Raw genomic sequence first — 26,830 nt, forward strand, 5'->3', positions numbered from 1 at the left:
CCTCAGTGCGCGGCACCTTCCAGCGCGGTACGCACGGCCTGGGCCAGGTCGCTGCGGGTAAACGGCTTGGGCAGCAGCGCGGCTGCCCGGCCCTGGCTGCCCACCTGGTCGTGGTCGCGTGGATACCCCGAAGTGAACAGCACGGCGACTTCCGGCCAGCGTTCCCGCACTTCACGCACCAGCTCCCAACCCGACATGCCGGGCATCACCACGTCCGAGAACAGCAGGTCCACCCGGGTGTCGGGACGTTCCAGCAGCCGCAGCGCGGAGGGGCCGTCGTGCGCTTCCAGCACGCGATAGCCGAGCAGGCGCAGGGCATCAACGGTGTGCGCACGCACATCATCGTTGTCCTCGGCCACCAGGATGGTTTCCTCGCGCGGCGAGTAGCCCGCCAAGCCTGTCTGAGGCGCGCTTGCCGCGCAGGGCAGGGCCAGCGCGGAACGCGGGAACATCATGGTGATGCTGGTGCCGCCACCTTCCACTGAATCGATCAGCACATGGCCGCCGGACTGCTTGACGAAGCCGTGCACCATCGACAGGCCCAGGCCGGTGCCGCGGCCGACCTGCTTGGTGGTGAAGAAGGGCTCGAACACGCGCGCGAGGGTGGTCGCATCCATGCCGTGGCCGTTGTCGCGGACCCGCAGCATCACGTATTCGCCAGGCGCTGCATCGGGGAACAAGGCGGCGTAGTCGTGGTCGAGATGGCTGTTGTCGACCTCGATCACCAGCCGGCCGCCGTGGGGCATGGCATCGCGGGCGTTGACGGCCAGGTTGAGTACCGAAGCTTCCAGCTGGCTGACGTCGATCTCGACACACCAGACGTCCGCAGCGGCGCGGATTTCCAGCTGCACCAGCTCGCCCAACGCACGCTGCAGCATGTCATGCATGTCCAGCAGGCGGTCGTTGAGATTGGCGGCCTGGCTGTGCAGCGGCTGGCGCCGGGCAAATGCCAGCAGGCGCTGGGTCAGGCTGGCGGCACGGCCCACGCCCTTGAGGGCGTTGTCCAGCGCACGGCTGACGATGGCGCCCGGCTCGCCGGCACGCTCGCTGAGCAGCATGGCGTGTTCGACGTTGCCGGAAATCACCGTCAGGATATTGTTGAAGTCGTGGGCGATGCCGCCGGTGAGCTGGCCCACCGCTTCAATCTTCTGTGACTGGCGCAGTGCATGCTCGGCCTGCAGGCGGGCGGTGGTTTCCACGGCCTCCGACACCACCGCCGTCACCGCGCCTTCGGCATCCAATAGCGGACGGAACGAAAAATCGTAGCTGCGACGGCCGGTGGGCAACTCCAGATCCAGTGCATGCAGCGAGCTGTGCCCCTTCGCGGCAGCGGCAACGGCCTGGTCCACCAGGGTGCCGACGTCGCCGCTGGTGGCGAACCACAGCGATTGCCCATAGCGCTGACCCACCACATCGGGCTTGTCGGCCAGTACGGCGGCCAACGAGGCGATATTGGCGTCGACCACGCGGCCGCCCTGGTCCAGCAGCACCTGGTGCTGGAAGCTGGATTCGAAGATGGCCTGCAAGCGTCGCTTGCTGGCTCGAAGCTCGGCAGTACGCGCCTGCACCTGCTGCTCGAGCAGCTGGTTGTCTTCGCGCAGGGCGAGCTCGGCCTGCTTCAGCCCGGAGACGTCGCTGCCCAGGCAGATGTAGCCGACCACGGTGCCGTCGGCGCCTCGCTCCGGCACGCAGTCCATCTGCACGAATCGTGACTCGCCACTGCGGTGGGCCAGTTCCACCTGGAAGCGGGTGCGCTCACCCTGCAGCACCCGTTCGATGCTGGGCAGGGCATGTTCGAAGGCGGAAATGCCACTGACATCGCGCGCAGTACGGCCCAGCAGTTCGGCCAGGCTGACGCCGTGCCAGTCGAGGAAGGCCTTGTTGGCGAAGCGGTAGCGATGCTCCCTGTCGAGCTGGGCGATCAGTGCCGGGACGGCATCGGTCACCTGCTGCAGCTGGGCCTGGCTGTCATTCAGGGCGGCTTGGGCGTGGGCCAGCTGGGTGCGCTCGTGCGCCTCCTGGCGGGCGCGGCGGATCGCATCCGGCAGGCGTTGCAGGCGCTGCTTGACCACGTAATCGCGCGCGCCACGGGTCAGGGCCTGTACCGCCAGCTCCTCGGTAAGCGTGCCGGAGACAAAGATGAAGGGCGTCTGCGGGATGCGCTCTCGGGCCAGCGCCAGCGCGGCGTCGCCATCGAATCCCGGCAGCACATGATCGGCCAGGATGACATCGAAGGCGCGATTCTCGATCGCCTCGATGAAGGCATTGCGGGTCCACAGGCGCTCGGCCTCGAAGTCGAGGCCGGCCCGTTGCAGTTGTGCGGTGATCAGCTCCGCATCAAGCGCACTGTCCTCCAGCATGAGGATGCGCAGGCGCTCGCTGCGGCGCGATCCATCACGCATCGTGCTGCCCCGAGCCGTTGGGGCGATGCGGCGGCGGCTGGTTGGTGATGCCCCAGAACATGCCCAGGCCCTGGATGGCGTCGAAGAACTCCTTGAAGTCCACCGGCTTGACCACGAATGCGTTGACGCCCAGTTCGTAACTGCGCACCAGATCCTGCTCTTCGCGGGAGGAGGTCAGCATCACCACCGGCGTGCTGCTCAGGTTCGAATCGCCACGTACCTGCTCCAGCACCTCCAGGCCGTTCACCTTGGGCAGCTTCAGGTCCAGCAGCACCACCACCGGGCCGCCGTGGTTGGCGCCGGCAAATTTGCCTTCGCAGCGCAGGTAGTCCAGCGCTTCGGCGCCGTCGCGTACATGGATGACATCGTTCAGCAACTGGCAACGCGACAACGCCGCCAGCGTCAGCTCTGCATCCTTGGGGCTGTCCTCTACCAAGAGGATCGGCCGCAGGTCCCTCATGGGTGATCTCCTGTGGAACGGGGTAGGGTGAAGTGGATCGTGGCGCCCTTGCCGGGTTCGCCCTCGGCCCAGGTGCGGCCGCCATGGCGGCCGACGATGCGGCGGACATTGGCCAGGCCGATGCCCGTGCCTTCGAATTCCTCGACATGGTGCAGGCGCTGGAACACGCCGAACAGCTTGTCCACGTAGCGCATGTCGAAACCGCAGCCGTTGTCGCGCACGAAGAAGTGGTCCTCCTCCTCAAGGCGCTCATGGCCGATCTCGATCGCTGCCTGCTCGCGCTCACGGGTGAACTTGACCGCGTTGGCCAGCAGGTTCTGCCAGACCAGGCGCATCATTGTCGGGTCGGCCTGCACCTCCGGCAGCGGCGCCAGTGTCCACTGCACGTCGCGTCCTGCGTAGTCCAGCGCCAGGCTGCGGCGCACATCCTTGGCCAGTGCGGCCATGTCCAGCCGCACCCGGCCGAGCGTGGAGCGACCCATCTGAGAGAAGCTCAGCAGGTCGTCCACCAGCGTTCCGGCAGATTTGGCCGACTCCACGATGGTATCCAGGAAGCGGCGCTCGGTATCGTTGAGGCGTTCGCCGGCCGAGCTGCCCAACAGCTCCGAGTAACCGACGATGTGGCGGAAGGGCGCACGCAGGTCGTGGCTGACCGAATAGGAAAACGCTTCGAGTTCCTTGTTGCTGCGGACCAGCTGCTCGTTGAGCTCGGCCATTTCTTCGGCCTTGCGCAGCACGATGTCGACGATGGCGGTGCGCATCTCGTGGGCGGCATCGCGGTCGGCGTCGTTCCACGGCAGGCTGCGCTGCTGAACGGTTTCCTTCCAGGCCTCGAAGGAGCTGCGCGGCGACAGTGCCACGTCGGGTGCCGCGGTCTTGCGTGGATCGCCGCCCCAGCGCACGGTGCGCAGCACTTCGGGGCGGAACCACATCAGGTAGCTGTCATGCAGCTGCGAAATGGACACCGCCAGTACGCCGCTGGCCACGTCGGACAGGCGCGCACCGGGCGCCCAGTCGGCTGCCAGGTGGTCACTGCAGTACGTCTCCTGCCCGGCCTGCTGTGCGGCCAGCCAATCGGCCAGGGCCAGCACGTCGGTTGCGGGCGGGCTCTGGCCCACACGCATGCAGTCGCCCTTGTGCACGATGGCGGCGCCTGCCGCGCCGGTCAGCGACAGCAGGCTGGCTTCATCGTGGCGCAGCGCAGCCATGAAATCCTCATCGCCGGCCATGCGTGCCAGCAGCTTTACCAGCACCGAGCGGCGCGCCACGCGCTCTTCGATGGCGCGGGCACGCTCCTTCAGTGCGATCTGCAGCGAGAGGATCTGGCCCATGAATTCGCAGGCGGTGCGCACGTGGTAGGGCAGGCGGCGCGGCTGCACCGTGTGGCAGGACACCAGGCCCCACAGCTGGCCCTCATGCACCAGCGACACCGACATCGACGCGCCGGTGCCCATGTTGCGCATGTACTGCAGGTGCACGGGCGAAACGCTGCGCAGCACGGCCAGGCTCAGGTCGGTGGCCGGTGCGTCGCGGTGTTCGTCGCTGCGCATCAGCGGGGCAGGGGTGTAGTTGCTGTCCGCGATCAGTCGCACCCGGTTGCGCCGGTACAGCTCGCGGGCCTGGGCCGGAATGTCCGACTCGGGGAAGCGCAGGTCCAGGTAGGACGGCAACAGGCCGTTGCCATCCTCGGCGACCACGATGCCGTTCCAGCCGGCATCGAACTGGTAGACCAGGGTACGGTCGAAGCCGGTCAGTCGGCGCATGTGCGCGGCCGCCAGCTGGCACAGATCTTCCACGGTGGTAGCCGATTCGATGCCGGTCATCAGTTCGCGGATCGACGGATACAGTTCTTCCAGCGAACCCGGCTGGCCGGGAACCGGTGCCTCCAGCTCGATCAGCAGATCGGTGGCGGAGCGATGCACCAGCAGCTGATGCCGCCCATGGCCATCCAGGTGCACAGCGCCGACATGGGCGCTGCTGCCCACCGTGGCCTGCTGGAACAGCGCCTGGAAGGGTGCCAGCACGCCGCCCAGTACTTCGCTGACATGCTGCATCAAGGGTTCGCCGAACTGCTGCAGCAACCCCGGCTGGCTGATGGCGCGCTCACGCACCCGCAGTGACTGTGGCTCCACTACCAGAAGCACGCCGTATGGCTGGATGGCACCGGGCGTGTGGATCGGTTCGCGCGCACAACGGGACTTAGCGGTGTCGTGCGTGGGCTCGGCAGAAGGCATCAAGGGCGGGACTCATGATTCGTGGATGGCTGGAATGGCCCAGCGCTGCATCCGGTATGCATGGATGGTGAAGCAAAATCGTGCATTCGCCTACCAGCACGTGCGCGTGAAGAACGTTTCATTCAAACCTGAATTCTTCATCTGAACATTCCAACAGCACTTGCATGTTTCGCGAAAGGTACATGTGCGCTGCACGCGCGCTCGACACCGACTTGCCTAGGGTGAACGCACATTCCTGAGTGACCACGTCCCGTGAACCTGCAGACCTTGCCTTCAACGCCATACCGCATGCTTGCCGACAGCTGCCAATTCGAGTTGCTGGATGTGGATGCCCTGCAGGATCCGGCCAGTGGGCGCCTGCTCCACCTGTACTCGCTGGTTGCGCGCTGCCTGTGCTGCGAAACGGTGTTCAAGGCGGAAGAGGGGCAGGGACTGGTCAGCCATACCGCCGCACGCGTGGTGCGATGCCCCACGGGTTGTGGCCAGCAGGCGTTCAAGCCGGCGTTGCTGCGTGCATGGCAGCCGCAGCGCGTCGCACAGGCCTGAGAGCACTGACACTGGGTCACAGCAACCCGGGATTGGCGCGCCACACCGCGAAGTTCAGCGCCGAGGCGAACGATATCCAGGCCAGGTAAGGCAGCAGCATCACCGCCGCGCCGCGATGGATGCGGGCGAAGGCAACGATCGTTGCGCAGACCAGGGTGATCAATACAAGAATGTCGACGAAGGCCAGCGCGCCCAGCTTCCAGCCGAAGAACAGCCAGCTCCAGAGGGCGTTGACGGCCAGCTGCACCAGATAGAGCGCCAAGGCCGGCTGTGCGTTGCGCCAGCCGCGTTCGCGCCAGACCAGCCACGCCGCAATGGCCATCATCGCGTAGAGCAGACTCCACACCGGGCCAAACACGGTGGCAGGCGGTGCCCAGGCGGGCAAGGCGAGGGTGGCGTAGAAGCTGGCGGCGGATGTCGATGCCCACGCGCCGACTGCCGCCGCCGCAAAAGTGACCACACCCCATCCCAGAAGGCCCATAACCTGTGAACGCCGCTTCATTCCGTGCCGCTCCGTCCTGCGTTTACACGCTCATACGAACGGAAGCGGCAAATGGATGCAGCCCGGGGCGATCAGTCTGAAGAACCCGCGGCGCTTCCACTTTCGCCAGCCGGCAACAGCGAAGGGCGCTGATCGAACCATTCCCGCGCCTTGGCCAGATGCCACTGGCGCTGTTCGCCATCAAGCTCGATGCCCGCGCCCAGCAGCCCCCAACGCAGGTAGAGATCACCACGCTTGCGCTGCTCCAGCAGATCCAGCCGCGCACGTACCGACAGGCGATCATTCTCGGCCCGCAGGCCGTCGATCAGCAGATGACCTGGGCGCCAGCGCAACGTGGCCTGTGCATCGACCTGGCCGGAGTCGAGCAGCGACAGCGTCCAGCGCGGATAGTCGGTGCGCCTGGCGAACACCGCCAGCAAGGGGCGTGCATCGCTCAGGGTCAGATCGGTGGTGGCGTCCACCTGGAACGGGGACTGCGCGTCGATGCGGCCCCGCTTGAACACGGCACGGCCTTTCCACACGCTGCTGGAATCGGTGCCCGCCACCTGCACATTGCGCAGCTCCACGGTGGTGCCGGACAGATCGAAATGGCGCTGGTTGAAGTCGCCGCGGCGAAGCGTCGCATTCACGTCGACATCGCCGCCCATGTCCAGGCCCGCTACCTTGGCGCTGGCATTGCGGCCCAGCAGCCGCGCGGTGCCGTGGCCGACGCGGCCATCGGTGTCGAGCGTGGCGTCGCCGCTGAGGCTGCCGGTGCCCCGCAGCAGGCGCACCTGTTGGGAGCCAAGGTAGCGGTTGTAGGCGGCCAGGTCCGGGATGGTCGCTTGGCTGAAGCGCAACCGCGCACGAACGCCCTTGCGCAGTTCCTGCAGGCGGCCATCGCCGGTGAGGTCCACGGCCAGGTCACGCCCGTCGAACAGCCGCACATCCTTCGCATCGCTGGGCCGCGCGGTGAAGCGAGGCAACCGGATCGCCAGCTGTGCCTGGTTGGGGCTGCCGGCCTTCAGCTCGCCATGCGCGCTGGCGGTACCGGCCAGACGCACGCCGGCCACTTCGGCCACCGCCGCGGCGGAGGGAATGTCCACGGTGCTGCCTTCCATCAGTTCGCCATTGCGCAGGCGCAGATCGGCCTTCAGGGTGCCGCCGCCGTCGAGTTGCAGCCATGGTTTGCGCACGAACAGGGCAGGGATCCAGTTGAGCGAGGTGAAGGCCCATTCGCCACGCACGGTACCGGAGCTGCGTTCCAGCAGCTGGGCAGGGTGCTGGAACGGAATCTCGCGCCCGGTGATGAGCAGGTCGGCATCGATGCCGGCGGCCGAATCCGGGCGTGGCGGCAGGCGGGCCTGCAGGCGCAGGTCGTTGGCCACATTGAGCTGCAGGGCCAGCACGCCGCGATTGGGCGCGCCATCGCCGAGGAAGAGCGGCACCTGCCAGAGCGCGTGGTCACCGGGTTGCAGCTGGCCGTCGATCATGTGAACTGCCAGTTGCAGGCGGCCGGGCACTGGCGAGCTGGAGATGCGCGGCGTCTGCGCATCCGTATCCATGCGCAGGCCCTGGCTGCGCGCATCCACCTCCAGTTGCGCATGCAGCAGCTTCAACTTGGCCAGGCCGGGCGCCTGGTCGCGATAGTGGCGCGGATAGCTGAAGCGCGCGGTCAGATCCATGTCGCCCAGCAGCTGCACGCCGTCATAGCTGGTGTCCGCCTTGCTGAACGAGACCTCGGAATCGAACAGTTCGGACGGACCGCCGCGAAGCTGCTTGAGGAACCCAACCGTGCCCCGGCCCTTGCCGATGATCAGCAGCTTGCCGAGCCGGGCACTGCGAATGCTGTCGCTGTGGATGGCGTCGAAACGCAGGGTCCAGCCCTGGTCGCTGCGCGGGGGCGACGGAATGGCGCCCTCAACGCGACTGATCTCGGCCGACACGCCAGTGGCCTGCAATCGGGGAACCCGCACTTCGCGGCTAAACAGGGGCAGGACTGCCAGGCGGGCGCTGGCACGCTCGGCGTGCAGTACGTAGACGGTGTGGTTGACGTGGCCGCGCATATGCACGTTCCAGGCAATGACGTGGCCCGGCAGCAGCGTGATGGCCGGGCCGGTCGTCATCACGAACTTGTGCGGCTTGCGGTTGGTGACCTGGTCGAACAGCGGGGTGTTGAGGAAGATGTTGCCGGCCAGCAGGTAGAGAACGTACACGCCCAGCAGGATGTAGCCAGCGACGCGCCATCGGCGGAGCCGGTGCGGGATGCGCGCGGAAGTAGGGGGCATGTACTGCTCTAAGGGCCGGAATTCACTCAACTATTGCCGAACCGATGGCGGTGGCGCGTGAAGCGGGTAGGGGACGCTTGCTGGATTCTGCTAGTGTCCGCCTTGCCCACTACGCCGATCCGTGAGGAATCGCATGGATATCCGAGCTGCCACCGCCGGTGACTTCGACGCCATGTGGGCGATTTTCAAGGCGGCCATTGCGGCGGAGGATGCGCTCCCGTTCGCCGGCACCTTCGAGGCCGGCACCTTTCAGAGCCACTGGTTCGGAGTGCAGGCGGCCTTTGTGGCCGTTCTGGAAGGGCGCGTGGTCGGAATGTACAAGATGGGCGCCAACTACCCGGACCTGGGGGCGCATGTGGCCAGCGCCACCTACGTGGTCGATCCGCTGACGCAAGGGCGTGGCATCGGCCGGGCGCTGGTGGAAGACAGCCTGGTCCGGGCCAGATCGGAGGGGTTCCTGGCCATGCAGTTCAATTACGTGGTCAGCACCAATGCGCCAGCGGTTGAGCTATACCGGAAGCTGCGCTTTGCCGTGGTCGGGACGCTGCCGGCGGCGTTCCGGCATCGGTCGCTGGGATTGGTTGATGTGTATGTGATGCACCGGTTCCTGTAGGACCAGGTGGGGCAGGGGCGGCCTGCCCGTACAGCAAGAATCCTTGGCGACTCCATTGCAGAGGACCCGTAATGACTGCGGCGACCAGATTCCAGTTCCTCGCACCATCGGCGCAACGCACGCTCGTGACAGGCATCCTGGCGCTCACCTTGGTGGCCTGGGTGTGTACCGCCGCCGTCCTTGCCATCGGCGGTCGGCCTGATCCATCCAGGCTCCGCGATGTGGCACCCCTGATTGACGGGCCATGGAAATTTCATGTCGGTGACGATCCGCGCTGGGCGAGTGTCTCAGTGGATGATTCGTCCTGGGAAACACTCGACCTGAGCGCGCCGGCCAGCAGCATCGACGGCGACGTGGGGCTGCCCAACTATGTCGGCGGATGGATGGCACACGGTCACGCCGGGTACCAGGGATATGCCTGGTACCGGCGCTCGCTTGTGATTCCAGAGGGCGACCGCGCGTGGGACATCCTCGGGCCTACCGCCGTGGAGGATGGCTACGAGCTGTACTGGAACGGCAAGCGCCTTGGCGGCTCAGGCAGGCTAGGGGAGCCGCCTCGTGTCGTGGGTACGCGGCCGATGATCTATTCGCTGCCCACCGATGCCGCAGGCACGCAGGGCGTGATCGCCATAAGAGTATTCATGCAGCCCGGCAGTGCTTCCGGCTCTGCAAGCGGAGGCATTCACGTGGCACCGACACTTGCCCCGCAGCCGGAAAGCCGTGAGCTGCATCGCGTGCAATGGTGGCGTACCGTCGCGGGCTACATTGTTGAAGTGGTCGAGCCGCTTGCGATGGCCATGGTGATCGTGTTGGCGCTGTCGCTGAGGCCGCTCAGCAGCCACCAGTCGTTCATCGCCTTCGTTTGCGTCGCGCTTCTGCTCTCTGCCGTGAAGCGGCTCGACAACGCGATCGTCTCCTGGACGGATCTGCTCAGCCTTCCGGCCTACACCTGGTTGAACAATGTGCTGTGGATGCCGCTCAGTCTGGCGGCATGGGCGCTGGCGTGGAATCGCTGGGTGCTGCCACCTTCGCGGGCGATCGATGCTGGCGCCCTTGTTCTGGCGGCGCTGGGGGTTGCTGGAGGCGTTATGGGGGCTGCCTGGGCCAGTCAGGTCTTTCGCCTCGGCACACTCGCGCTGCTCGTGCTTGTCGCCGCGCGGATAGCCCGCAATGGGCCAATGCGCGGCATGGCGCTGACCGTGATGTTGGTGATTACCGTATCGCAGTACACGGGTGAACTCGGTTCGCTGGGGGTTCCAACGATCTGGTTCCCGTTCGGGATTGGCGTGACGCTGACCCAGTATGTGTATGGAATCGCGATCCCGTTGCTGGCGGTGTTGATTGTGCGGACGGTCACGGCGGCTGAAGCGGTTCCTGGGAGGCGTTAGTGAAACGGGGGCCGGTGACAGGGAGCCAGCGGTGTGGCCACATTGATCACGAGGGTTGGCCAGATTCCGATGACGCACGATCAGGGTCCATGCCAGACCAGGAGCCTGGGGGCTGGCTAAGGGCCGTACAGGCCCTGAAGCTCTAGAACATAATATACATTATGCGAAATAACTTGCCCGTGGGATCTGGCCTTTCGTTGGCTTTGCATGGCAATGGCTGGTGTCGGCTTTTCCAATTCGTGTCCTTTTGCTTAGGATCGCCCCTTATTCATTGACTGCCACAACGGAAACGCCCCAGATCCCACAGCTGTCCGCCCGTATTTCCCCACAAGGACGCCCGCGATTTCCAGATCTCCCCCAAAGATGCCCTTGATTCCTGGATCCGCACCTAAGACGCCCTCGATTTCTGGCTCCACATCCAGCTCGCCCTTGAGTTCCCAACTGCGCACCTGATCGGTCAGAGCTTGTCGCCTGCACTTCCCAGTTCCGCCAGTCGCGACATTGGTCGCAAGAACAATTAGACGAGATCTCGGGCCTGAACGTGCGAACAGTTCAGCGGGTTGAGCAGGACTACAACACCGCGACTTCCCTGGGTGACGCGCCACGCCCCGCTCCACCTGCTCAAGCGCGTCGCTCGCCCCCTGACCAAGCTTTGACCTTAACTGGGCGTCGGTGACTCCCTCCCGTTCTGGTCGGCATCTGGGCCTTGTAGCGGCTCAAGCGCTGAGCTATAACGCCTTAGCCAGTCGCTATAAAGCGCCGGTGTTGTGCCCGCATAGCCAATAGGCTCCGGGTGCCCGAGGTCCACCCAATGGGGGCACGGGAATCCTTCGATTCCGGAGCCATCCATGACCGCCAAACGCCGCAGATCCCTTCGCACTTCTGCCTTCTACGCCCAATCGGGCCGTTGCTTCTATTGCGGCCTGCCGATGTGGCTCACTGCACCCTCAGAGCTCGGGCTGAAGGCCAGTAAGGCCCGAGCCTTTCAATGCACCGCCGAGCACCTGGTGGCCCAACAGGACGGGGGCAGAGACGTGTCCGGGAACGTGGTGGCCGCGCATAGCCGGTGCAACCAGGGCAGGCACCAGCGGAAGGGACCAGCCCCTTCCGCTGAAGCGTTCCGGGCGCTGGTTCAGACGCGGCTGGCAATGGGGAGATGGTGGTCCCGACTGCCATCAGGGATTGCACGTGCTTCCGTATGGCCAATTGAATTGAATCTTTGCAAGGAATCGGCAGCTGCTTGCCTGATTCGCTAGTCCACACTAGTGGCGCCCGGTTGCGGTGCTAGAACGGCGAGTCTGCTGCGAAATGGTCGCGCATTGGGCCTAACAAGGTCTGCGACCCTGTCAACACGTCCGAGAATTCCACCTGTCGCCACCTTCTCGTTCCAATATCGTTCCATCCACTCGGCTTTATCCAGGATCTTACCCGGAGCGCCTAGCAGCCTCTTGGCGATGAAATGCCGGATGAGAGCGGCCTGGCTATCGAGAATCACGACGCCCGCCCTTGGATTAGAGTCATAAGCGCTGTACGAGATCAGATAGTGGACATAGTGGCGGTCTGGCTCTTCGTCATCCCACGTCAACAGGTTGCTTAACCCCGCAGCGCGAGCATCCGATCGCACCTCTTCGCTCACGAGCACCATGGGATTGCGTGCTTCCTTACATTCCATGCGATAGGCGTCCAGCATCGCCGGTCCGAAGATCATCTGAGAATCATGATGAATGCTTCCAACTGTGAGCCCTCCACGTATCAATATATCAACCACTAGCAGGTTCTCGGCCAACATTCTGATGCAGCTCAGGATGTCGGCAAGGCCAGCAGGAGAGCGGCTGCTTGATATGACGATGCAGTCGCTGAAGTAAGTGAACAAAAGTCCTGTTGCTGGGTTGCAGCACGCTGTGTTCTTTAGTCTGTCGATGGCCTCTGCTATTTCATCAAGCTTGCTCATGTCGGCTGCCGACTCTTGGACAAGTGCGGAGAACCCGAGCATGTCGATGAAGGCGACGTACTTATCTTGGTAGAGCATGAAGAACTCCTTAGATGGTCGTGCCCATGGTGCCGAGGGCGGTTCCATTTGACCAGCGGGTGCGGGGCACGTCATAGGCCATGGAGCAATGTCAGCGACCTGGCTCGCGCACTAGTCTCGCAGAGGCTTGTTACGGCGCATCTTCGCATCGGATAGAAGCGAGCGAACGAGAGAGTTGAAGTCCATCCTGGCCCTAAAAGTTTCCTTCACCCTTGGTTAAACGAATGTCCGCTTTCGGTCAGAAGCGGACCAAAGTAGCCGGTGCTCTTCGCAGCCCGTACGCGACTTGGAGTCATATCATCAATCTGTATCAGGGCTCAGACCTAAGTGCCTGATGGTCCAATTCAGCGACACTATCCAGCTTCGGCGTCATCGCACACTTCGGGATACAGCCAGCGCGATCCGCTTATGGAACCAAACCGCACTGTGCCTTACTCTTAAGGAACATTGCCAACGGCAACCTTCGGCAATTGAATTTAGAGAATCCGGGCGGTTCATCCCGCGCGGCCCGTTAATGTCTACAGCTGTGGAGTTGTGAATGGCAGAAGATCAAGGTGGTGAAGAGGTAATTAGGGAGATAGGGAAGGCGCTAGCCCTTGCGTCTGAGCTTGATCCACAAATTGTTAGATCGCTTCGCTCCGCGATTGTTCAGGCGATGTCTGATTACGAGGACGACACGAATGCACAAGCTGCAGCCGCACTTGCGGCGGTTCTCGATTTTAGACCTGTGACGACCCAAGACGCCCTCTCGCAAACCTTGGGTGAGATCGGGAAGCTGGTCCAAGGTCTCACCGGACTGGAGGACGTTCATTACACTGTTGAGACACCAGAAGGTCGCCGAGTTCGCTCAATCCGGTCACATCTACCAACTGTATCACCCCAGCGTTTGACGGATCACGAGCAGGCAGATCTTGAGGCCTATATCGCTCGATATCTGCCACCGGACGACCCTCGCGAGGAACACGCGCCACGAGGACCGCGACTGTGACGATCAGTAAGTTAGCAATCCTCAACGCTGTGAAAGCAGCCATTTCGCGTGCTAAGGCGAGCGGGTCTCCCTACGCGCAAGGAAAGGCTTACGAACTTCGGGTGCTGCTTAGGCTTCTGCGAATCATCGATAGTGCGGGCTACAAGCTCACGTGTACCCCCAAGATGGCAGGCGTCCTGACGTTTGGAGGATCTCCATGCAAAGCAAACCATCCGGATCACGATTACATCAGTGGATCTACGTCTACTGAGAAGCTCGAGATTAGGATTTCAGTGCAGGTCACCACACTAAGCCATAGCTGGAAAGGCACGACGGTGGTCAAAGCGGCTGACCGTCACGAGATTGACGTCGGTGTATATCGTCCGATTAAGACCCGTCGCTATCCCGCATTTACGGAGTTACTTCTTGGGGTCTCGTGCAAGACTGGCGGCTGGAACAAGGCGTACGTCCGCGAGGCGCTAGGTATGCGTAGGGAGCTAGGATTCCTCACATCACCTAGGACGAGCTTGACGAGCTCAGCTCCGTGGTTCATCGCAACAGTTCCCTGCGATCCTCCGGTTCCCTTTGCCTTGTACGCGACCAACGCTGGGTCCGCCGTGTATGCGTCGTTGGCAGCTTTGGGGCTCTACGTCGAGCACTACAAGGGGTAGCGGAAACAGGCTTTGGAGTACGGATCAACTCAGGTGTGTCGAGAACGATGCCCGCTTTGGGTCGAAGGCGGATGCCATCACCGGGCCGGTCGCCGCCCAATGTCCGCTTCCGGCCAGAAGCGGACATCCACCCTGCCCTCGATAAACATCCCAAATCCACGGACGACCTTGGTCTGCTTTGGCCTTCTGCCTTAGGGCCAGACCTGAACTTCGATTTCAGCCCCTAGCGTATTTGACTCCCGCGACCTAGATCTCTCCTAGATCCTTGAGCAGGGCTTGCCCCTTCTGCAGAAACCCAACTAGCAGTCGACCTCCTGCTACTTTCCGGCCCAATTGCCCATTGAGGTAGCTGACCTGGAGACGCGCATGGGCCAGCAGATCCACCTGGGCCATGCTAGGGGTCGCGGCCTGGAGCGGTTCGCCCGGCGACGCCATCTGCCCCCCGATCGGCTGGACAACGCAAGGGCGCCGGCTGTCACTCTTCGCATACGCCGTGGCCATCATCCGGCCGTTCTTCAACGACCATCCACCAAGCACCAACTCGGTCCCGAGTTGCTCGATCGGCAATCCCGCTTCGCTAACCGCTTTCTCAAAGTTCGGCCAGAGTTGGTCCACCACCAGCCCTAGCTCGGCAGATAGCTGTTCTATTGTGAAATCTGCGCGGAAGCTGGCCTGCAGTGCAAGCTCGTAGATGCGGAGGAAGGGGGAACCGCAGAATTCGGAAAAAATCGTACGCTAAGCTAACGGTGTTCTCGTGACAGCTCTTTGACTAGGCTTTCTAAGGGGTCGTCTCAGAAAACGGAAAATAAAGCACGCTAAGGCATAGCCGAACCTGCCAAGCTTGCTCCACCCTGTAGTGACGCGATCAGCGGGCAGGAAACGTTCCCCCTTCGCGCATGGCAGGCGCGCACCAACTCAGACAGCACGGCCTCCATGCGCGCCAGGTCAGCCATTTTCTCGCGCACGTCCTTGAGCTTGTGCTCGGCCAGACTGCTGGCTTCCTCGCAATGGGTGCCATCCTCCAGCCGCAGCAGCTCGGCGATCTCATCCAGGCTGAAGCCCAGCCGCTGGGCTGATTTCACGAAGCGCACCCGCGTTACATTCGCCTCGCCATAGCGGCGGATGCTGCCATAGGGCTTGTCAGGCTCCAGCAACAAGCCCTTGCGCTGATAGAAACGGATGGTCTCCACATTGACCCCGGCCGCCTTGGCGAAAACGCCAATGGTCAGGTTCTCCAAATTGTTTTCCATATCGCTTGACTCCGTACATGAGTACGGAAGTAAGGTTACGCTATCCAATTTCAATTCGAAAGGACAAGCGCATGTCTGAACCAAAAACCGGGCGCGGCGCGCTCTTCACTGGAGGGCTTGCCGCCATCCTCGCCTCGGCTTGCTGCCTCGGGCCGTTGGTTCTGATCGCCTTGGGGTTCAGCGGCGCTTGGATCGGCAACTTGGCGGTGTTGGAACCCTATCGCCCCATCTTTATCGGCGTGGCGCTGGTGGCGTTGTTCTTCGCCTGGCGGCGCATCTACCGGCAGGCAGCGGCCTGCAAACCGGGTGAGGTCTGCGCGATTCCCCAAGTGCGAGCTACTTACAAGCTCATTTTCTGGATCGTGGCCGCGCTGGTTCTGGTCGCGCTCGGATTTCCCTACGTCATGCCATTTTTCTACTGATCGGAGTTCACCATGAAGAAACTGTTTGCCTCCCTCGCCCTCGCCGCCGTTGTTGCCCCCGTCTGGGCCGCCACCCAGACCGTCACGCTGTCCGTACCGGGCATGACCTGCTCCGCCTGCCCGATCACTGTCAAGAAGGCGATTTCCAAGGTCGAAGGCGTCAGCAAAGTTGACGTGACTTTCGAGACACGCCAAGCGGTCGTCACCTTCGACGATGCCAAGACCAGCGTGCAGAAGCTGACCAAGGCAACCGCAGACGCGGGCTATCCGTCCAGCGTCAAGCAGTGAGTCACTGAAAACGGCACCGCAGCACAACGGACGTCATTGTCTGGCGCCACAAACGATAAAGGATCTGTTGCATGACCCATCTAAAAATCACCGGCATGACTTGCGACTCGTGCGCGGCGCACGTCAAGGAAGCGCTGGAAAAAGTGCCAGGCGTGCAGTCGGCGCTGGTGTCCTATCCGAAGGGCACAGCGCAACTCGCCATCGTGCCGGGCACATCGCCGGACGCGCTGACTGCCGCCGTGGCCGGACTGGGCTACAAGGCAACGCTAGCCGATGCGCCACTGGCGGACAACCGCGTCGGACTGCTCGACAAGGTGCGGGGATGGATGGCCGCCGCCGAAAAGCACAGTGGCAACGAGCCCCCGGTGCAGGTAGCGGTCATTGGCAGCGGTGGAGCCGCGATGGCGGCGGCGCTGAAGGCCGTCGAGCAAGGCGCGCAGGTCACGCTGATCGAGCGCGGCACCATCGGCGGCACCTGCGTCAATGTCGGCTGTGTGCCGTCCAAGATCATGATCCGCGCCGCCCACATCGCCCATCTGCGCCGGGAAAGCCCGTTCGATGGCGGTATTGCGGCAACTGTGCCTACGATTGACCGCAGTAAGCTGCTGGCCCAGCAGCAGGCCCGCGTCGACGAACTGCGGCACGCCAAGTACGAAGGCATCCTGGGCGGTAATCCGGCCATCACCGTTGTGCACGGTGAGGCGCGCTTCAAGGACGACCAGAGCCTTACCGTCCGTTTGAACGAGGGTGGCGAGCGCGTCGTGATGTTCGACCGCTGCCTGGTCGCCACGGGTGCCAGCCCGGCGGTCCCGCCGATTCCGGGCTTGAAAGAGTCACCCTACTGGACTTCCACCGAGGCCCTGGCGAGCGACACCATTCCCGAACGCCTTGCCGTAATCGGCTCGTCGGTGGTGGCGCTGGAGCTGGCGCAAGCCTTTGCCCGGCTGGGCAGCAAGGTCACGGTCCTGGCGCGCAATACCTTGTTCTTCCGTGAAGACCCGGCCATCGGCGAGGCGGTGACAGCCGCTTTCCGTGCCGAGGGCATCGAGGTGCTGGAGCACACGCAAGCCAGCCAGGTCGCCCATATGGACGGTGAATTCGTGCTGACCACCACGCACGGTGAATTGCGCGCCGACAAACTGCTGGTTGCCACCGGTCGGACACCGAACACGCGCAGCCTCGCGCTGGACGCAGCGGGGGTCACTGTCAATGCGCAAGGTGCCATCGTCATCGACCAAGGCATGCGCACGAGCAACCCGAACATCTACGCGGCCGGCGACTGCACCGACCAGCCGCAGTTCGTCTATGTGGCGGCAGCGGCCGGCACCCGTGCCGCGATCAACATGACCGGCGGCGATGCGGCGCTCGACCTGACCGCAATGCCGGCCGTGGTGTTCACCGATCCGCAAGTGGCGACCGTGGGCTACAGCGAGGCGGAAGCCCACCACGACGGGATCGAGACCGACAGCCGCACCTTGACCTTGGACAACGTGCCGCGTGCGCTCGCCAACTTCGACACACGCGGCTTCATCAAGTTGGTTATCGAGGAAGGCAGCCATCGGCTGATCGGCGTACAGGCGGTCGCGCCGGAAGCGGGTGAACTGATCCAGACGGCGGCTCTGGCCATTCGCAACCGCATGACGGTGCAGGAACTGGCCGACCAGTTGTTCCCCTACCTGACGATGGTCGAGGGGTTGAAGCTCGCGGCGCAGACCTTCAACAAGGATGTGAAGCAGCTTTCCTGCTGCGCCGGGTGAGAAAAAGGAGGTGTTCAATGAACGCCTACACGGTGTCCCGGCTGGCTCTTGATGCCGGGGTGAGCGTGCATATCGTGCGCGACTACCTGCTGCGCGGATTGCTGCGCCCGGTGGCGTGCACACCAGGCGGCTACGGCTTGTTCGATGACGCCGCCTTGCAACGGCTGTGCTTCGTGCGGGCGGCCTTCGAGGCGGGCATCGGCCTCGACGCGCTGGCGCGGCTGTGCCGGGCGCTGGATGCGGCGGACGGCGACGAAGCGGCCGCGCAGCTTGCCCTGCTGCGTCAGTTCGTCGAGCGTCGGCGCGAAGCGTTGGCCGATCTGGAAGTGCAGTTGGCCACCCTGCCGACCGAGCCGGCACAGCACGCGGAGAGTCTGCCATGAACAACCCCGAGCGCTTGCCGTCCGAGACGCACAAACCGATCACCGGCTACCTGTGGGGCGGACTGGCTGTGCTGACTTGCCCCTGCCACCTGCCCATCCTCGCTGTCGTGCTGGCCGGCACAACCGCCGGTGCTTTCCTCGGCGAGCATTGGGTCATCGCGGCGCTCGGTTTGACCGGCCTGTTCCTTCTGTCCCTGTCGCGGGCGTTGCGGGCATTCAGGGAAAGAGAATGAGCGCTTTCCGGCCGGATGGATGGACGACGCCGGAACTGGCCCAAGCGGTCGAGCGCGGGCAGCTTGAACTGCACTACCAGCCCGTCGTCGATCTGCGCAGTGGTGGGATTGTCGGCGCGGAAGCCCTGTTGCGCTGGCGTCATCCGACGCTTGGACTATTGCCACCGGGCCAGTTCCTGCCCGTGGTCGAATCGTCCGGCCTGATGCCTGAAATCGGCGCTTGGGTGCTGGGCGAAGCCTGCCGCCAGATGCGTGACTGGCGAATGCTGGCATGGCGACCGTTCCGGCTGGCCGTCAATGTTTCGGCGAGCCAAGTGGGACCGGACTTCGACGGGTGGGTAAAGGGCGTGCTGGCTGATGCCGAGTTGCCCGCCGAGTATCTCGAAATCGAGCTGACCGAATCGGTCGCGTTTGGTGATCCGGCGATCTTCCCCGCCCTGGACGCCTTGCGGCAGATCGGTGTGCGCTTCGCCGCCGATGACTTCGGGACGGGGTATTCCTGTCTGCAACATCTGAAGTGCTGCCCAATCAGCACGCTCAAGATCGACCAATCGTTTGTCGCCGGGCTCGCCAACGACCGCCGCGACCAAACCATCGTGCACACCGTGATTCAGCTTGCGCACGGGCTGGGCATGGATGTGGTGGCTGAAGGCGTGGAAACATCGGCGAGTCTTGATCTATTGCGACAAGCGGACTGCGACACAGGACAAGGCTTCCTGTTCGCGAAGCCAATGCCGGCGGCGGCATTCGCCGTCTTCGTCAGTCAATGGAGGGGTGCCACCATGAATGCAAGTGACTCGACCACCACCAGTTGCTGCGTGTGCTGCAAGGAAATCCCGCTCGATGCCGCCTTCACCCCGGAAGGCGCGGAATACGTCGAGCACTTCTGCGGGTTGGAGTGTTATCAACGCTTCGAAGCGCGTGCCAAGACAGGGAACGAAACCGATGCCGATCCGAACGCCTGCGACTCGCTACCGTCAGATTGAGGCATACCCTAACTGGATGTCAGGCAGGGCCGCGCCGCTTAGTCAGAATAGAGTCATCTTTCGCATTTTTTGACACATGCCTGCGAAGGTCATAGATTTCAGCCTGACAGAAACGGGGTTTGAGGCACAACGGAACAGAAGGAGCACTTAAGCCGCCTTCAACCAAGGAGACATCGTGCAGGGGCACCGCATCGGCTACGTCCGGGTCAGCAGCTTCGACCAGAACCCGGAACGCCAGCTGGAACAGACACAGGTGAGCAAGGTGTTCACCGACAAGGCATCGGGCAAGGACACCCAGCGCCCCCAGCTCGAAGCGCTGCTGAGCTTCGTCCGCGAAGGCGATACAGTGGTGGTGCACAGCATGGACCGGCTGGCCCGCAACCTCGATGACCTGCGTCGCTTGGTACAGAAGCTGACTCAACGCGGCGTGCGCATCGAGTTCCTGAAGGAGGGCCTGGTGTTCACTGGCGAGGACTCGCCGATGGCCAACCTGATGCTGTCGGTGATGGGGGCCTTCGCTGAGTTCGAGCGCGCCCTGATCCGCGAGCGGCAGCGTGAGGGCATCACCTTGGCCAAGCAGCGTGGCGCGTACCGGGGCCGCAAGAAAGCCCTGTCCGATGAGCAGGCTGCTACCCTGCGGCAGCGAGCGACGGCCGGCGAGCCCAAGGCGCAGCTTGCCCGCGAGTTCAACATCAGCCGGGAAACCCTCTACCAGTACCTCCGCACGGACGACTGACACATGCCGCGTCGCTTGATCCTCTCGGCCACGGAGCGGGGCACCCTGCTCGCGTTGCCAGAAAGCCAGGATGACCTGATCCGCTACTACACCTTCAACGACTCCGACCTGTCGCTGATCCGTCAGCGGCGCGGCGACGCCAACCGCCTCGGCTTCGCCGTGCAACTCTGCCTGCTGCGCTACCCCGGCTATGCGTTGGGCACTGACAGCGAGCTGCCCGAACCGGTCATCCTGTGGGTGGCCAAGCAAGTCCAGACCGATCCGGCGAGTTGGACGAAGTACGGCGAGCGCGATGTGACCCGTCGCGAGCACGCCCAGGAACTGCGCACCTACCTTCAACTGGCCCCGTTCGGCCTGTCCGACTTCCGCGCCCTGGTGCGCGAGCTGACCGAACTGGCCCAGCAGACCGACAAGGGCTTGCTGCTGGCCGGCCAGGCGCTGGAGAGCCTGCGGCAGAAGCGACGCATCCTGCCGGCGTTGAGCGTGATCGACCGGGCTTGCTCGGAGGCCATTGCACGGGCCAATCGGCGGGTCTACCGCGCCCTGGTTGAACCGCTCACGGACTCGCATCGGGCCAAGCTGGACGAGCTGTTGAAGCTCAAGGCCGGCAGCAGCATCACCTGGTTGACCTGGCTGCGCCAGGCACCGCTGAAACCCAACTCTCGGCACATGCTTGAGCACATCGAGCGGCTGAAGACATTTCAGCTGGTGGACTTGCCCGAAGTCCTGGGCCGGCACATCCACCAGAACCGCCTGCTCAAGCTGGCCCGCGAGGGTGGGCAGATGACGCCCAAAGACCTCGGCAAGTTCGAGCCGCAGCGGCGCTATGCGACCCTGGCCGCCGTGGTGCTGGAGAGCACTGCAACCGTGATTGATGAGCTGGTGGATCTGCACGACCGCATCCTAGTCAAGCTGTTCAGCGGCGCGAAGCACAAGCATCAGCAGCAGTTCCAGAAGCAGGGCAAGGCGATCAACGACAAGGTGCGCCTGTACTCCAAGATCGGCCAGGCGCTGCTGGAGGCCAAGGAAGCCGGCAGCGACCCCTATGCCGCCATCGAGGCGGTGATCCCCTGGGACGAGTTCACCGAGAGCGTCAGCGAAGCCGAGCTGCTGGCCCGGCCGGAGGGCTTCGACCACCTGCACCTGGTCGGCGAGAACTTCGCCACCCTGCGCCGCTACACGCCGGCTCTGCTGGAGGTATTGGAGCTGCGCGCCGCCCCGGCCGCGCAGGGCGTGCTGGCAGCCGTGCAGACGCTGCGCGAGATGAACGCCGACAACCTGCGCAAGGTGCCGGCCGATGCTCCCACCGCCTTCATCAAGCCGCGCTGGAAGCCACTGGTGATCACCCCGGAAGGCCTCGACCGGCGCTTCTACGAAATCTGCGCCCTGTCCGAGCTGAAGAACGCCCTGCGCTCCGGCGACATCTGGGTCAAGGGCTCGCGGCAGTTCCGCGACTTCGACGACTACCTGCTGCCGGCCGAGAAGTTCGCCGCGCTCAAGCGGGAACAGGCCCTGCCGCTGGCGATCAACCCGAACAGCGACCAGTATCTGGAAGAGCGCTTGCAGCTGCTGGACGAGCAGTTGGCCACTGTCGCCCGCCTGGCCAAGGACAACGAGCTGCCCGATGCCATCCTCACCGAGTCCGGGTTGAAGATCACCCCGCTGGATGCGGCGGTGCCGGATCGGGCGCAGGCGCTGATCGACCAGACCAGTCAGTTACTGCCGCGCATCAAGATCACCGAACTGCTGATGGACGTGGACGACTGGACGGGCTTCAGCCGCCACTTCACCCACCTGAAGGACGGGGCCGAGGCCAAAGACCGGACGTTGCTGCTGTCCGCGATCCTCGGTGATGCGATCAACCTCGGGCTGACCAAGATGGCCGAGTCGAGCCCCGGTCTGACCTACGCCAAGCTGTCCTGGCTGCAAGCCTGGCACATCCGCGACGAGACCTATTCGGCGGCCCTGGCCGAGCTGGTCAACCACCAGTACCAGCATGCCTTCGCCGCCCACTGGGGCGACGGCACCACCTCATCCTCCGATGGCCAGCGTTTCCGGGCTGGCGGCCGGGGCGAGAGCACCAGACACGTCAACCCGAAGTACGGCAGTGAGCCGGGACGGCTGTTCTACACCCATATCTCCGACCAGTACGCGCCGTTCAGCACCCGCGTGGTGAATGTCGGCGTGCGCGATTCCACCTATGTGCTCGACGGCCTGCTGTACCACGAGTCCGACCTGCGGATCGAGGAGCACTACACCGACACGGCCGGCTTCACCGATCACGTCTTCGCCCTGATGCACCTGCTGGGCTTCCGTTTCGCGCCGCGCATCCGCGACCTCGGCGAAACCAAGCTGTACGTGCCGCAGGGCGTGCAGACCTACCCGACGCTGCGGCCGCTGATCGGCGGCACCCTGAACATCAAGCACGTCCGCGCCCATTGGGACGACATCCTGCGCCTGGCCAGCTCGATCAAACAGGGCACCGTCACTGCCTCGCTGATGCTGCGCAAGCTCGGCAGCTATCCGCGCCAGAACGGCCTGGCCGTGGCCCTGCGCGAGCTGGGCCGGATCGAACGCACGCTGTTCATCCTAGACTGGCTGCAAAGTGTTGAGCTGCGCCGCCGCGTGCATGCCGGCCTGAACAAAGGTGAGGCGCGCAACTCGCTGGCCAGGGCGGTGTTCTTCAACCGCCTTGGGGAAATCAGGGATCGGAGCTTCGAGCAGCAGCGCTACCGGGCCAGCGGCCTCAACCTGGTGACGGCGGCTATCGTGCTGTGGAACACGGTGTACCTGGAGCGCGCCACCCAGGGGTTGGTCGAGGCCGGCAAGCCGGTGGACGGCGAGCTGCTGCAATTCCTGTCGCCGCTGGGCTGGGAGCACATCAACCTCACCGGCGATTACGTCTGGCGGCAGAGCCGCAGACTGGAAGACGGGAAGTTTCGGCCCCTACGGATGCCCGGAAAACCTTAGCGTACGATTTTTTCCGAATTCTGCGAGCCCCCCAGGAAGAATTGCGTAGACCCGCGCGCAGCAAGCACTACGTTGTGCTGAGGGATCAGCAGCAGCTTTGCCCCCGCGGAATACGCCCCTGTGAGAGCATCCTCTGCCAGGGTATCCGCTGCGACGACGAGGTGGTCACGAGTGAGGAGAACGTTGAGGATGCTCATTGCGGGATCGTCTAGACGTTTGCAGACTATCGCCTTCCCCTCCCCTCCTGTCCAGACTGCTATGGCCTCCGCGATCACACAAATTCTTGGTCGCCCCAATGCTTGCGAGAACGCACTTGAGATACGCCGCGGCTACCTCAAGGCGATGGAAGATGCGCTGCGGGTTTCGCTTCTGATCCACCAAGATCCAAGGCTTCTGTTCGACACGTGGGCCAGACTGCTCCCCTTGATCGCTCAAAGCCACGAGAGTGACGGCAGCCAGCCATTTGCGACCGGGATCGTCCGCTCGCGCGATCATGGATCCCGGCGGTTGGCTGGCTGAGCGTATGGTTGCAATATAGGAAGCAATCGCGCGCGGACCAGAACGCTGTTCATCGCAGACATTCTTAGGGTGCCATTGCAGAGATTTCAGCTTTTGAGGAATAAAATTTCAGTGCAAGACGGTCCATTGCAGAAAAATTTGACTTGCGACTGACGCAACGCAGAAATTGCTGATGCACGGATGATGCAATGCAGAGATTACCGGCTAACAGATGCTGCAGCCCAGCCGGCCAACTGAGGGCTTTGCCCGATGGACGAGCCGTTACTCTTGCCTGCAGATCACGATTCTAGGATGACTTGTGCCTCAATCGGCTGACCAGGATCGGGCGTCTGTGCTGGAGGGCTCCTTAGAGCTCTTGGGTGAAATTCGAGCCGCTTGGATGGAGATAGAGCATGGACGTGACCGAAGATCGACGGCGGTGGCGGCACTTTGCCAGATGTCCCTTGATCACGCCGTGGCAGTACAGTCCCTGATCGCTACTCTGCCCCAGTCAGCAATCTCGCTGGTCCGGCCCCAGTATGAGGCCCTCGTGCGTGCAACCTGGGCATGTTATGCAGCTACCGACACCGACATCGAGAAGCTTCTTGCGCCCCTGACTCTGGAGAGTCAGCAAGCGGCAAAGAGGCTCCCTGGCGTTCAGGACATGCTCGTAAAGCTTGAGTCCTCTGGGCCCCGAGGAGCATCACAGTTGTTGGGCAGAGCCAGACAATGCCTTTATGTCGGCTTGAACTCCTATCTCCATGCCGGGATTCACCCCTTGGCAAGGCAGTTAAATGGCTACCCGGGCGCGCTTCTGGCGGGGGTGGCCATGAACAGCAATGCGCTTGCCATGCTAACCCTTCTGAATCTGGCGCACCTGTGGCCAGGCGAACCAGTTCTGGCATGGATGAATGCACTGCATCATCAATTTGGGGGTGTTTTGCCAGAGTTGGAGCCATTGACCCCCCATCAGCCCTCGCCATAGAGCTGTCCCGGATCGCCTGCGCGTCTAGGGTGGGGTCTGTGGTGAGTGACTAGGCAGTTGGGCCTCGCCCCCCTCTGGGGGCACGGGGAGAACATCACGGGCGCATAAGCAGTTGCCCCGGATTTCTCGTTGGGGCAAGTCCTGGCAGTTGATCTGTGTCGGGGGCCTGTCGGGCGACTGTCATGTTTCCAAGTTCGGCACCCTCCTAATCTGGGCTCCCTACCCCTCCGGAGTTATCTTCTATGACCACCAAGACCCCGCCTCGCCTGCTTACCGCTGCTGAGGTTGGCGCCTGCATTCGCCAGTTCCGCCAGTTGCGTCATTGGTCGCAAGAACAATTGGCCGAGATCTCGGGCCTGAACGTGCGAACAGTTCAGCGGGTTGAGCAGGGTGACTCGGCCAGTTTCGACACCCGTCGCGCACTGGCGCGCGCCTTCGATTTCAATGACATCGATGCACTCAACAAGCCTTTCTCGCTGCCGACAGACGAGGAACTGCAGGCGGCGCAAGCGCAGTTTGAGCGCGACTACATCACCCTGGCGGTGTCCCCGCTTGCTGCTGGGCGCGAGCTGGCCAGCCTGATCGTTTCGTGCGACATGGATCTGTCCGAACCGGCTTTCGAGCTGTCGCGCGAGGCGGCGAGCGAGTTTGCTGCACTGGTCGACTACTACCGTGAGTATCGCGACTGCCAAGACCTGTATTCAGAAGTCGACAAGCTAGACATCTACGACGGGCTGCAGCAGCGCATTGAGGTCCTGCGGGAACTGGGAGTATCACTGTCGCACGGTCAGCGTAAGGTCGTCATTCGGATGGGCTCAGGTATGCCGATGGATGCCACGGTCCTGTACGTCGTGGCGTTTCGCCTCGGCCACGAGTGCAGTCAGATCGTAACTCCTAAGGCAGCACGCATCGGCTGAGTCAGCATTCATTAGATCGATAGTGGTGGCGATACATCTGACAGATGTCTATTGATCGCGCCGTCGCAGTACAGTCCCTGGAGGTTGCCCTGCCTTAGTCAGCGATAGCGCTGGTCCGGCCCCAGCACAAGACCCTGATTCGTGCGACAGCAAGGTTCTTAGCTTTCGAGGCAGCGAATTTTTGATGTGCCCTGAACCCTCGCGAAGATCCACTATGGAGACGCCGTCGATTTCTGGATCCAGACCTAAGAAGCCCTCGAGTTCTGGATCCACAGGCAACTCGTCCTTGAGTTCCTGACTGCGCACCTGAGTGGTCAAGCTCCGCCCGGGTGAAGGCTCTGCGCCCAGTACTCTAGGAACTCCTCTTGAGCAATCGTTTCGATTGCGCCTGGCCTGGCATGCCGCACCATGTGGATGGCATCCGATGCCCGCTTGGCCTCGCCAGACTGCAGCAAAAGCATGGCAGCGACCGTTCCCGCGCGTCCCAACCCCCCCTTGCAGTGGACCACGATCCTTTGACCGCTCAGCATGTCAGCGACGAGCTCAGCACTTAGCTGTAGCCAATCTTTGAGGAGTCTGTCGTCTGGTGCGGCTCCATCAGTGATTGGCAGTCCATGCCAAGAGATGCCCTTCCCCGCCACTATCGCCGGTAAGCTCTCGATTCGAAGGTCCTTGAGCTCCCAAGGCTCAAGCAAGGTGACTAGGTGAGTGGCACCCCAGTCCTGAATAGCCGAGACGTCCACATCTAGGTCTCTCGCCCATGCTCCAGTCATGGCGACTTCCTGGTACTTGCCTGGCGCAAATGTCACCCCTATGCCGCCTCCATGGGCTCCAACAGGCAACTCTGCAATCAGTAACGGGTGGCTAGCGCTGGTGCGCATCATTTCGGCTCTCCCAACATGCGGTAACGTTCTGCGTCGTGCGCCGGGGCGCTCCCCGCTCATTCGCTGCACGGCTAGGATATCGGATGTTCAGATATCGTTGAACTGGAGAGAACACCTAAGGGTCAATATCGGAAAGTCAGATAGACAGTCTGTGGGCAGGTTGATATCCTGACAACTGGTATCGCGATTTGAGGGCTGTGTGGCCTATGTCGTTAGCCAACCGACCCTCATCGCGCCCTGGCCAGAACTGGACAATTTCGTTCGTTCAATAGGTCCCTTTCTTGCGTGCGCGTGGTGCGCGCTAGAGCGCTCAAGAACGGCTAGTTCGCCGGTAGCTGCTGAGGGGTTGGCCTCGCAGGCACTTGACACGCTTGCGACGCTGCGCGTCCTCCATCGCGAACCAGTCGAATGTTCTCGGCTTGCCGCAAGATCTCTGTATGAG

At 63.1% G+C, this 26,830-nt stretch carries 26 protein-coding genes; 17 read left to right on the forward strand and 9 right to left on the reverse strand.

What is annotated here, in order from left to right; translation table 11 throughout:
• Positions 1-2: 2 nt before the first annotated feature.
• From ACZK1G_RS10995 to ACZK1G_RS11005, 3 genes are read right to left on the reverse strand one after another with little or no spacing between them, the layout of a single operon-like run.
• Complete coding sequence (locus tag ACZK1G_RS10995) at positions 3-2,402, reverse strand: hybrid sensor histidine kinase/response regulator (protein ID WP_101765442.1); 2,400 nt, start codon at positions 2,400-2,402, stop codon at positions 3-5.
• Complete coding sequence (locus ACZK1G_RS11000; RefSeq protein WP_049445287.1) at positions 2,395-2,862, reverse strand: response regulator; 468 nt, start codon at positions 2,860-2,862, stop codon at positions 2,395-2,397. The genes ACZK1G_RS10995 and ACZK1G_RS11000 overlap by 8 nt, the downstream gene beginning before the upstream one ends.
• Positions 2,859-5,096 (reverse strand): ATP-binding protein, encoded by a 2,238-nt coding sequence (locus ACZK1G_RS11005; RefSeq protein WP_049445284.1) that lies wholly within the window; start codon positions 5,094-5,096, stop codon positions 2,859-2,861. The genes ACZK1G_RS11000 and ACZK1G_RS11005 overlap by 4 nt, the downstream gene beginning before the upstream one ends.
• Between ACZK1G_RS11005 and ACZK1G_RS11010 the strand changes: the two genes are divergently transcribed.
• Both ACZK1G_RS11010 and ACZK1G_RS11015 read left to right on the forward strand, forming a co-directional pair.
• Positions 5,032-5,241: a hypothetical protein gene (locus ACZK1G_RS11010; protein ID WP_182474419.1), complete on the forward strand. Its 210-nt coding sequence runs from the start codon at positions 5,032-5,034 to the stop codon at positions 5,239-5,241. The genes ACZK1G_RS11005 and ACZK1G_RS11010 overlap by 65 nt on opposite strands.
• 107 nt (positions 5,242-5,348) lie before the next feature.
• A complete protein-coding gene (locus ACZK1G_RS11015) occupies positions 5,349-5,642 on the forward strand; it encodes a hypothetical protein (RefSeq protein WP_032127324.1) in 294 nt (97 codons plus the stop codon).
• Positions 5,643-5,658: 16 nt separating this feature from the next.
• On the opposite strand, the gene ACZK1G_RS11020 is transcribed toward ACZK1G_RS11015, so the two are convergent.
• Both ACZK1G_RS11020 and ACZK1G_RS11025 read right to left on the reverse strand, forming a co-directional pair.
• Entirely contained in the window at positions 5,659-6,144 is a 486-nt protein-coding gene (locus ACZK1G_RS11020; protein WP_049445281.1) for a TspO/MBR family protein, read from the reverse strand.
• Between the two features lie 71 nt (positions 6,145-6,215).
• Positions 6,216-8,411, reverse strand: coding sequence for an AsmA family protein (locus ACZK1G_RS11025; protein ID WP_101765443.1), 2,196 nt, complete (start codon positions 8,409-8,411; stop codon positions 6,216-6,218).
• 133 nt (positions 8,412-8,544) lie between these two features.
• Here ACZK1G_RS11025 and ACZK1G_RS11030 point away from each other — a divergent pair, with 133 nt between their 5' ends.
• The 4 genes from ACZK1G_RS11030 to ACZK1G_RS11045 all read left to right on the forward strand — a co-directional run bounded on the left by ACZK1G_RS11030 (position 8,545) and on the right by ACZK1G_RS11045 (position 11,668).
• Positions 8,545-9,024, forward strand: a complete 480-nt coding sequence (locus tag ACZK1G_RS11030; protein WP_101765444.1) for a GNAT family N-acetyltransferase — start codon at positions 8,545-8,547, stop codon at positions 9,022-9,024.
• 71 nt (positions 9,025-9,095) lie between these two features.
• Positions 9,096-10,412, forward strand: coding sequence for a glycoside hydrolase family 2 (locus ACZK1G_RS11035; protein ID WP_101765445.1), 1,317 nt, complete (start codon positions 9,096-9,098; stop codon positions 10,410-10,412).
• Between the two features lie 526 nt (positions 10,413-10,938).
• Positions 10,939-11,088 carry a hypothetical protein gene (locus ACZK1G_RS11040; RefSeq protein ID WP_324615445.1) on the forward strand — a complete coding sequence of 50 codons (150 nt, stop codon included), beginning with the start codon at positions 10,939-10,941 and terminating at the stop codon, positions 11,086-11,088.
• 253 nt (positions 11,089-11,341) lie between these two features.
• The gene (locus ACZK1G_RS11045; protein WP_323162603.1) at positions 11,342-11,668 is read left to right on the forward strand and encodes an HNH endonuclease; all 327 of its coding nucleotides are present in this window, start codon (positions 11,342-11,344) and stop codon (positions 11,666-11,668) included.
• Here ACZK1G_RS11045 and ACZK1G_RS11050 read toward each other — a convergent pair.
• Both ACZK1G_RS11050 and merR read right to left on the reverse strand, forming a co-directional pair.
• The gene (locus ACZK1G_RS11050; protein ID WP_032966761.1) at positions 11,665-12,441 is read right to left on the reverse strand and encodes a hypothetical protein; all 777 of its coding nucleotides are present in this window, start codon (positions 12,439-12,441) and stop codon (positions 11,665-11,667) included. The genes ACZK1G_RS11045 and ACZK1G_RS11050 overlap by 4 nt on opposite strands.
• A 2,453-nt stretch (positions 12,442-14,894) precedes the next feature.
• Complete coding sequence (gene merR, locus ACZK1G_RS11055) at positions 14,895-15,329, reverse strand: Hg(II)-responsive transcriptional regulator (protein ID WP_005413387.1); 435 nt, start codon at positions 15,327-15,329, stop codon at positions 14,895-14,897.
• Positions 15,330-15,400: 71 nt separating this feature from the next.
• Between merR and merT the strand changes: the two genes are divergently transcribed.
• The 8 genes from merT (at position 15,401) to ACZK1G_RS11095 (ending at position 23,104) form a co-directional block, all read left to right on the forward strand.
• Entirely contained in the window at positions 15,401-15,751 is a 351-nt protein-coding gene (gene merT / locus ACZK1G_RS11060) for a mercuric ion transporter MerT (RefSeq protein ID WP_003131974.1), read from the forward strand.
• A 12-nt stretch (positions 15,752-15,763) separates the two neighbouring features.
• On the forward strand, positions 15,764-16,039 hold the full coding sequence (gene merP / locus ACZK1G_RS11065; RefSeq protein WP_003131987.1) for a mercury resistance system periplasmic binding protein MerP: 276 nt from the start codon (positions 15,764-15,766) through the stop codon (positions 16,037-16,039).
• 71 nt (positions 16,040-16,110) lie between these two features.
• Entirely contained in the window at positions 16,111-17,796 is a 1,686-nt protein-coding gene (gene merA / locus ACZK1G_RS11070; protein ID WP_003156770.1) for a mercury(II) reductase, read from the forward strand.
• A gap of 17 nt (positions 17,797-17,813) precedes the next feature.
• Entirely contained in the window at positions 17,814-18,179 is a 366-nt protein-coding gene (gene merD / locus ACZK1G_RS11075) for a mercury resistance co-regulator MerD (RefSeq protein ID WP_000995360.1), read from the forward strand.
• Positions 18,176-18,412 (forward strand): broad-spectrum mercury transporter MerE, encoded by a 237-nt coding sequence (merE, locus tag ACZK1G_RS11080; protein ID WP_003132004.1) that lies wholly within the window; start codon positions 18,176-18,178, stop codon positions 18,410-18,412. The genes merD and merE overlap by 4 nt, the downstream gene beginning before the upstream one ends.
• A complete protein-coding gene (locus ACZK1G_RS11085; RefSeq protein WP_003132006.1) occupies positions 18,409-19,398 on the forward strand; it encodes a DUF3330 domain-containing protein in 990 nt (329 codons plus the stop codon). The genes merE and ACZK1G_RS11085 overlap by 4 nt, the downstream gene beginning before the upstream one ends.
• Positions 19,399-19,573: 175 nt before the next feature.
• On the forward strand, positions 19,574-20,134 hold the full coding sequence (locus tag ACZK1G_RS11090) for a recombinase family protein (protein ID WP_010921730.1): 561 nt from the start codon (positions 19,574-19,576) through the stop codon (positions 20,132-20,134).
• Between the two features lie 3 nt (positions 20,135-20,137).
• The gene (locus ACZK1G_RS11095) at positions 20,138-23,104 is read left to right on the forward strand and encodes a Tn3-like element TnAs1 family transposase (protein WP_005413400.1); all 2,967 of its coding nucleotides are present in this window, start codon (positions 20,138-20,140) and stop codon (positions 23,102-23,104) included.
• Here ACZK1G_RS11095 and ACZK1G_RS11100 read toward each other — a convergent pair.
• Complete coding sequence (locus tag ACZK1G_RS11100) at positions 23,101-23,301, reverse strand: hypothetical protein (protein ID WP_032966765.1); 201 nt, start codon at positions 23,299-23,301, stop codon at positions 23,101-23,103. The two genes, ACZK1G_RS11095 and ACZK1G_RS11100, sit on opposite strands and share 4 nt — an antisense overlap.
• Before the next feature lie 61 nt (positions 23,302-23,362).
• Between ACZK1G_RS11100 and ACZK1G_RS11105 the strand changes: the two genes are divergently transcribed.
• The 3 genes from ACZK1G_RS11105 (at position 23,363) to ACZK1G_RS11115 (ending at position 25,504) form a co-directional block, all read left to right on the forward strand.
• Positions 23,363-23,623 (forward strand): hypothetical protein, encoded by a 261-nt coding sequence (locus tag ACZK1G_RS11105; RefSeq protein WP_049401600.1) that lies wholly within the window; start codon positions 23,363-23,365, stop codon positions 23,621-23,623.
• A 436-nt stretch (positions 23,624-24,059) separates the two neighbouring features.
• Positions 24,060-24,587, forward strand: a complete 528-nt coding sequence (locus ACZK1G_RS11110) for a DUF6988 family protein (RefSeq protein ID WP_395760189.1) — start codon at positions 24,060-24,062, stop codon at positions 24,585-24,587.
• Between the two features lie 242 nt (positions 24,588-24,829).
• Complete coding sequence (locus ACZK1G_RS11115) at positions 24,830-25,504, forward strand: helix-turn-helix domain-containing protein (RefSeq protein WP_005413401.1); 675 nt, start codon at positions 24,830-24,832, stop codon at positions 25,502-25,504.
• Between the two features lie 314 nt (positions 25,505-25,818).
• On the opposite strand, the gene ACZK1G_RS11120 is transcribed toward ACZK1G_RS11115, so the two are convergent.
• Positions 25,819-26,448, reverse strand: coding sequence for a cyclin-dependent kinase inhibitor 3 family protein (locus tag ACZK1G_RS11120; protein ID WP_306341171.1), 630 nt, complete (start codon positions 26,446-26,448; stop codon positions 25,819-25,821).
• Between the last annotated feature and the right edge of the window lie 382 nt (positions 26,449-26,830).

Source organism: Stenotrophomonas sp. 109824_Sma (assembly GCF_056480025.1).

Bases quoted from the DNA above. Each gene is read 5' to 3' on its own strand.
- merP (WP_003131987.1), top strand. From the start codon at position 15,764: ATGAAGAAACTGTTTGCCTCCCTCGCCCTCGCCGCCGTTGTTGCCCCC.
- merR (WP_005413387.1), bottom strand. From the start codon at position 15,329: ATGGAAAACAATTTGGAGAACCTGACCATTGGCGTTTTCGCCAAGGCG.
- merA (WP_003156770.1), top strand. From the start codon at position 16,111: ATGACCCATCTAAAAATCACCGGCATGACTTGCGACTCGTGCGCGGCG.
- ACZK1G_RS11050 (WP_032966761.1), bottom strand. From the start codon at position 12,441: ATGCTCTACCAAGATAAGTACGTCGCCTTCATCGACATGCTCGGGTTC.
- ACZK1G_RS11030 (WP_101765444.1), top strand. From the start codon at position 8,545: ATGGATATCCGAGCTGCCACCGCCGGTGACTTCGACGCCATGTGGGCG.
- ACZK1G_RS11005 (WP_049445284.1), bottom strand. From the start codon at position 5,096: ATGCCTTCTGCCGAGCCCACGCACGACACCGCTAAGTCCCGTTGTGCG.
- ACZK1G_RS11115 (WP_005413401.1), top strand. From the start codon at position 24,830: ATGACCACCAAGACCCCGCCTCGCCTGCTTACCGCTGCTGAGGTTGGC.
- ACZK1G_RS11045 (WP_323162603.1), top strand. From the start codon at position 11,342: ATGTGGCTCACTGCACCCTCAGAGCTCGGGCTGAAGGCCAGTAAGGCC.
- ACZK1G_RS11100 (WP_032966765.1), bottom strand. From the start codon at position 23,301: ATGAGCATCCTCAACGTTCTCCTCACTCGTGACCACCTCGTCGTCGCA.
- ACZK1G_RS11085 (WP_003132006.1), top strand. From the start codon at position 18,409: ATGAGCGCTTTCCGGCCGGATGGATGGACGACGCCGGAACTGGCCCAA.
- ACZK1G_RS11035 (WP_101765445.1), top strand. From the start codon at position 9,096: ATGACTGCGGCGACCAGATTCCAGTTCCTCGCACCATCGGCGCAACGC.
- ACZK1G_RS11105 (WP_049401600.1), top strand. From the start codon at position 23,363: ATGGCCTCCGCGATCACACAAATTCTTGGTCGCCCCAATGCTTGCGAG.
- merD (WP_000995360.1), top strand. From the start codon at position 17,814: ATGAACGCCTACACGGTGTCCCGGCTGGCTCTTGATGCCGGGGTGAGC.
- ACZK1G_RS11025 (WP_101765443.1), bottom strand. From the start codon at position 8,411: ATGCCCCCTACTTCCGCGCGCATCCCGCACCGGCTCCGCCGATGGCGC.
- ACZK1G_RS11000 (WP_049445287.1), bottom strand. From the start codon at position 2,862: ATGAGGGACCTGCGGCCGATCCTCTTGGTAGAGGACAGCCCCAAGGAT.
- ACZK1G_RS11120 (WP_306341171.1), bottom strand. From the start codon at position 26,448: ATGAGCGGGGAGCGCCCCGGCGCACGACGCAGAACGTTACCGCATGTT.
- ACZK1G_RS11020 (WP_049445281.1), bottom strand. From the start codon at position 6,144: ATGAAGCGGCGTTCACAGGTTATGGGCCTTCTGGGATGGGGTGTGGTC.
- ACZK1G_RS10995 (WP_101765442.1), bottom strand. From the start codon at position 2,402: ATGCGTGATGGATCGCGCCGCAGCGAGCGCCTGCGCATCCTCATGCTG.
- ACZK1G_RS11095 (WP_005413400.1), top strand. From the start codon at position 20,138: ATGCCGCGTCGCTTGATCCTCTCGGCCACGGAGCGGGGCACCCTGCTC.
- ACZK1G_RS11110 (WP_395760189.1), top strand. From the start codon at position 24,060: ATGTCCCTTGATCACGCCGTGGCAGTACAGTCCCTGATCGCTACTCTG.
- merT (WP_003131974.1), top strand. From the start codon at position 15,401: ATGTCTGAACCAAAAACCGGGCGCGGCGCGCTCTTCACTGGAGGGCTT.
- merE (WP_003132004.1), top strand. From the start codon at position 18,176: ATGAACAACCCCGAGCGCTTGCCGTCCGAGACGCACAAACCGATCACC.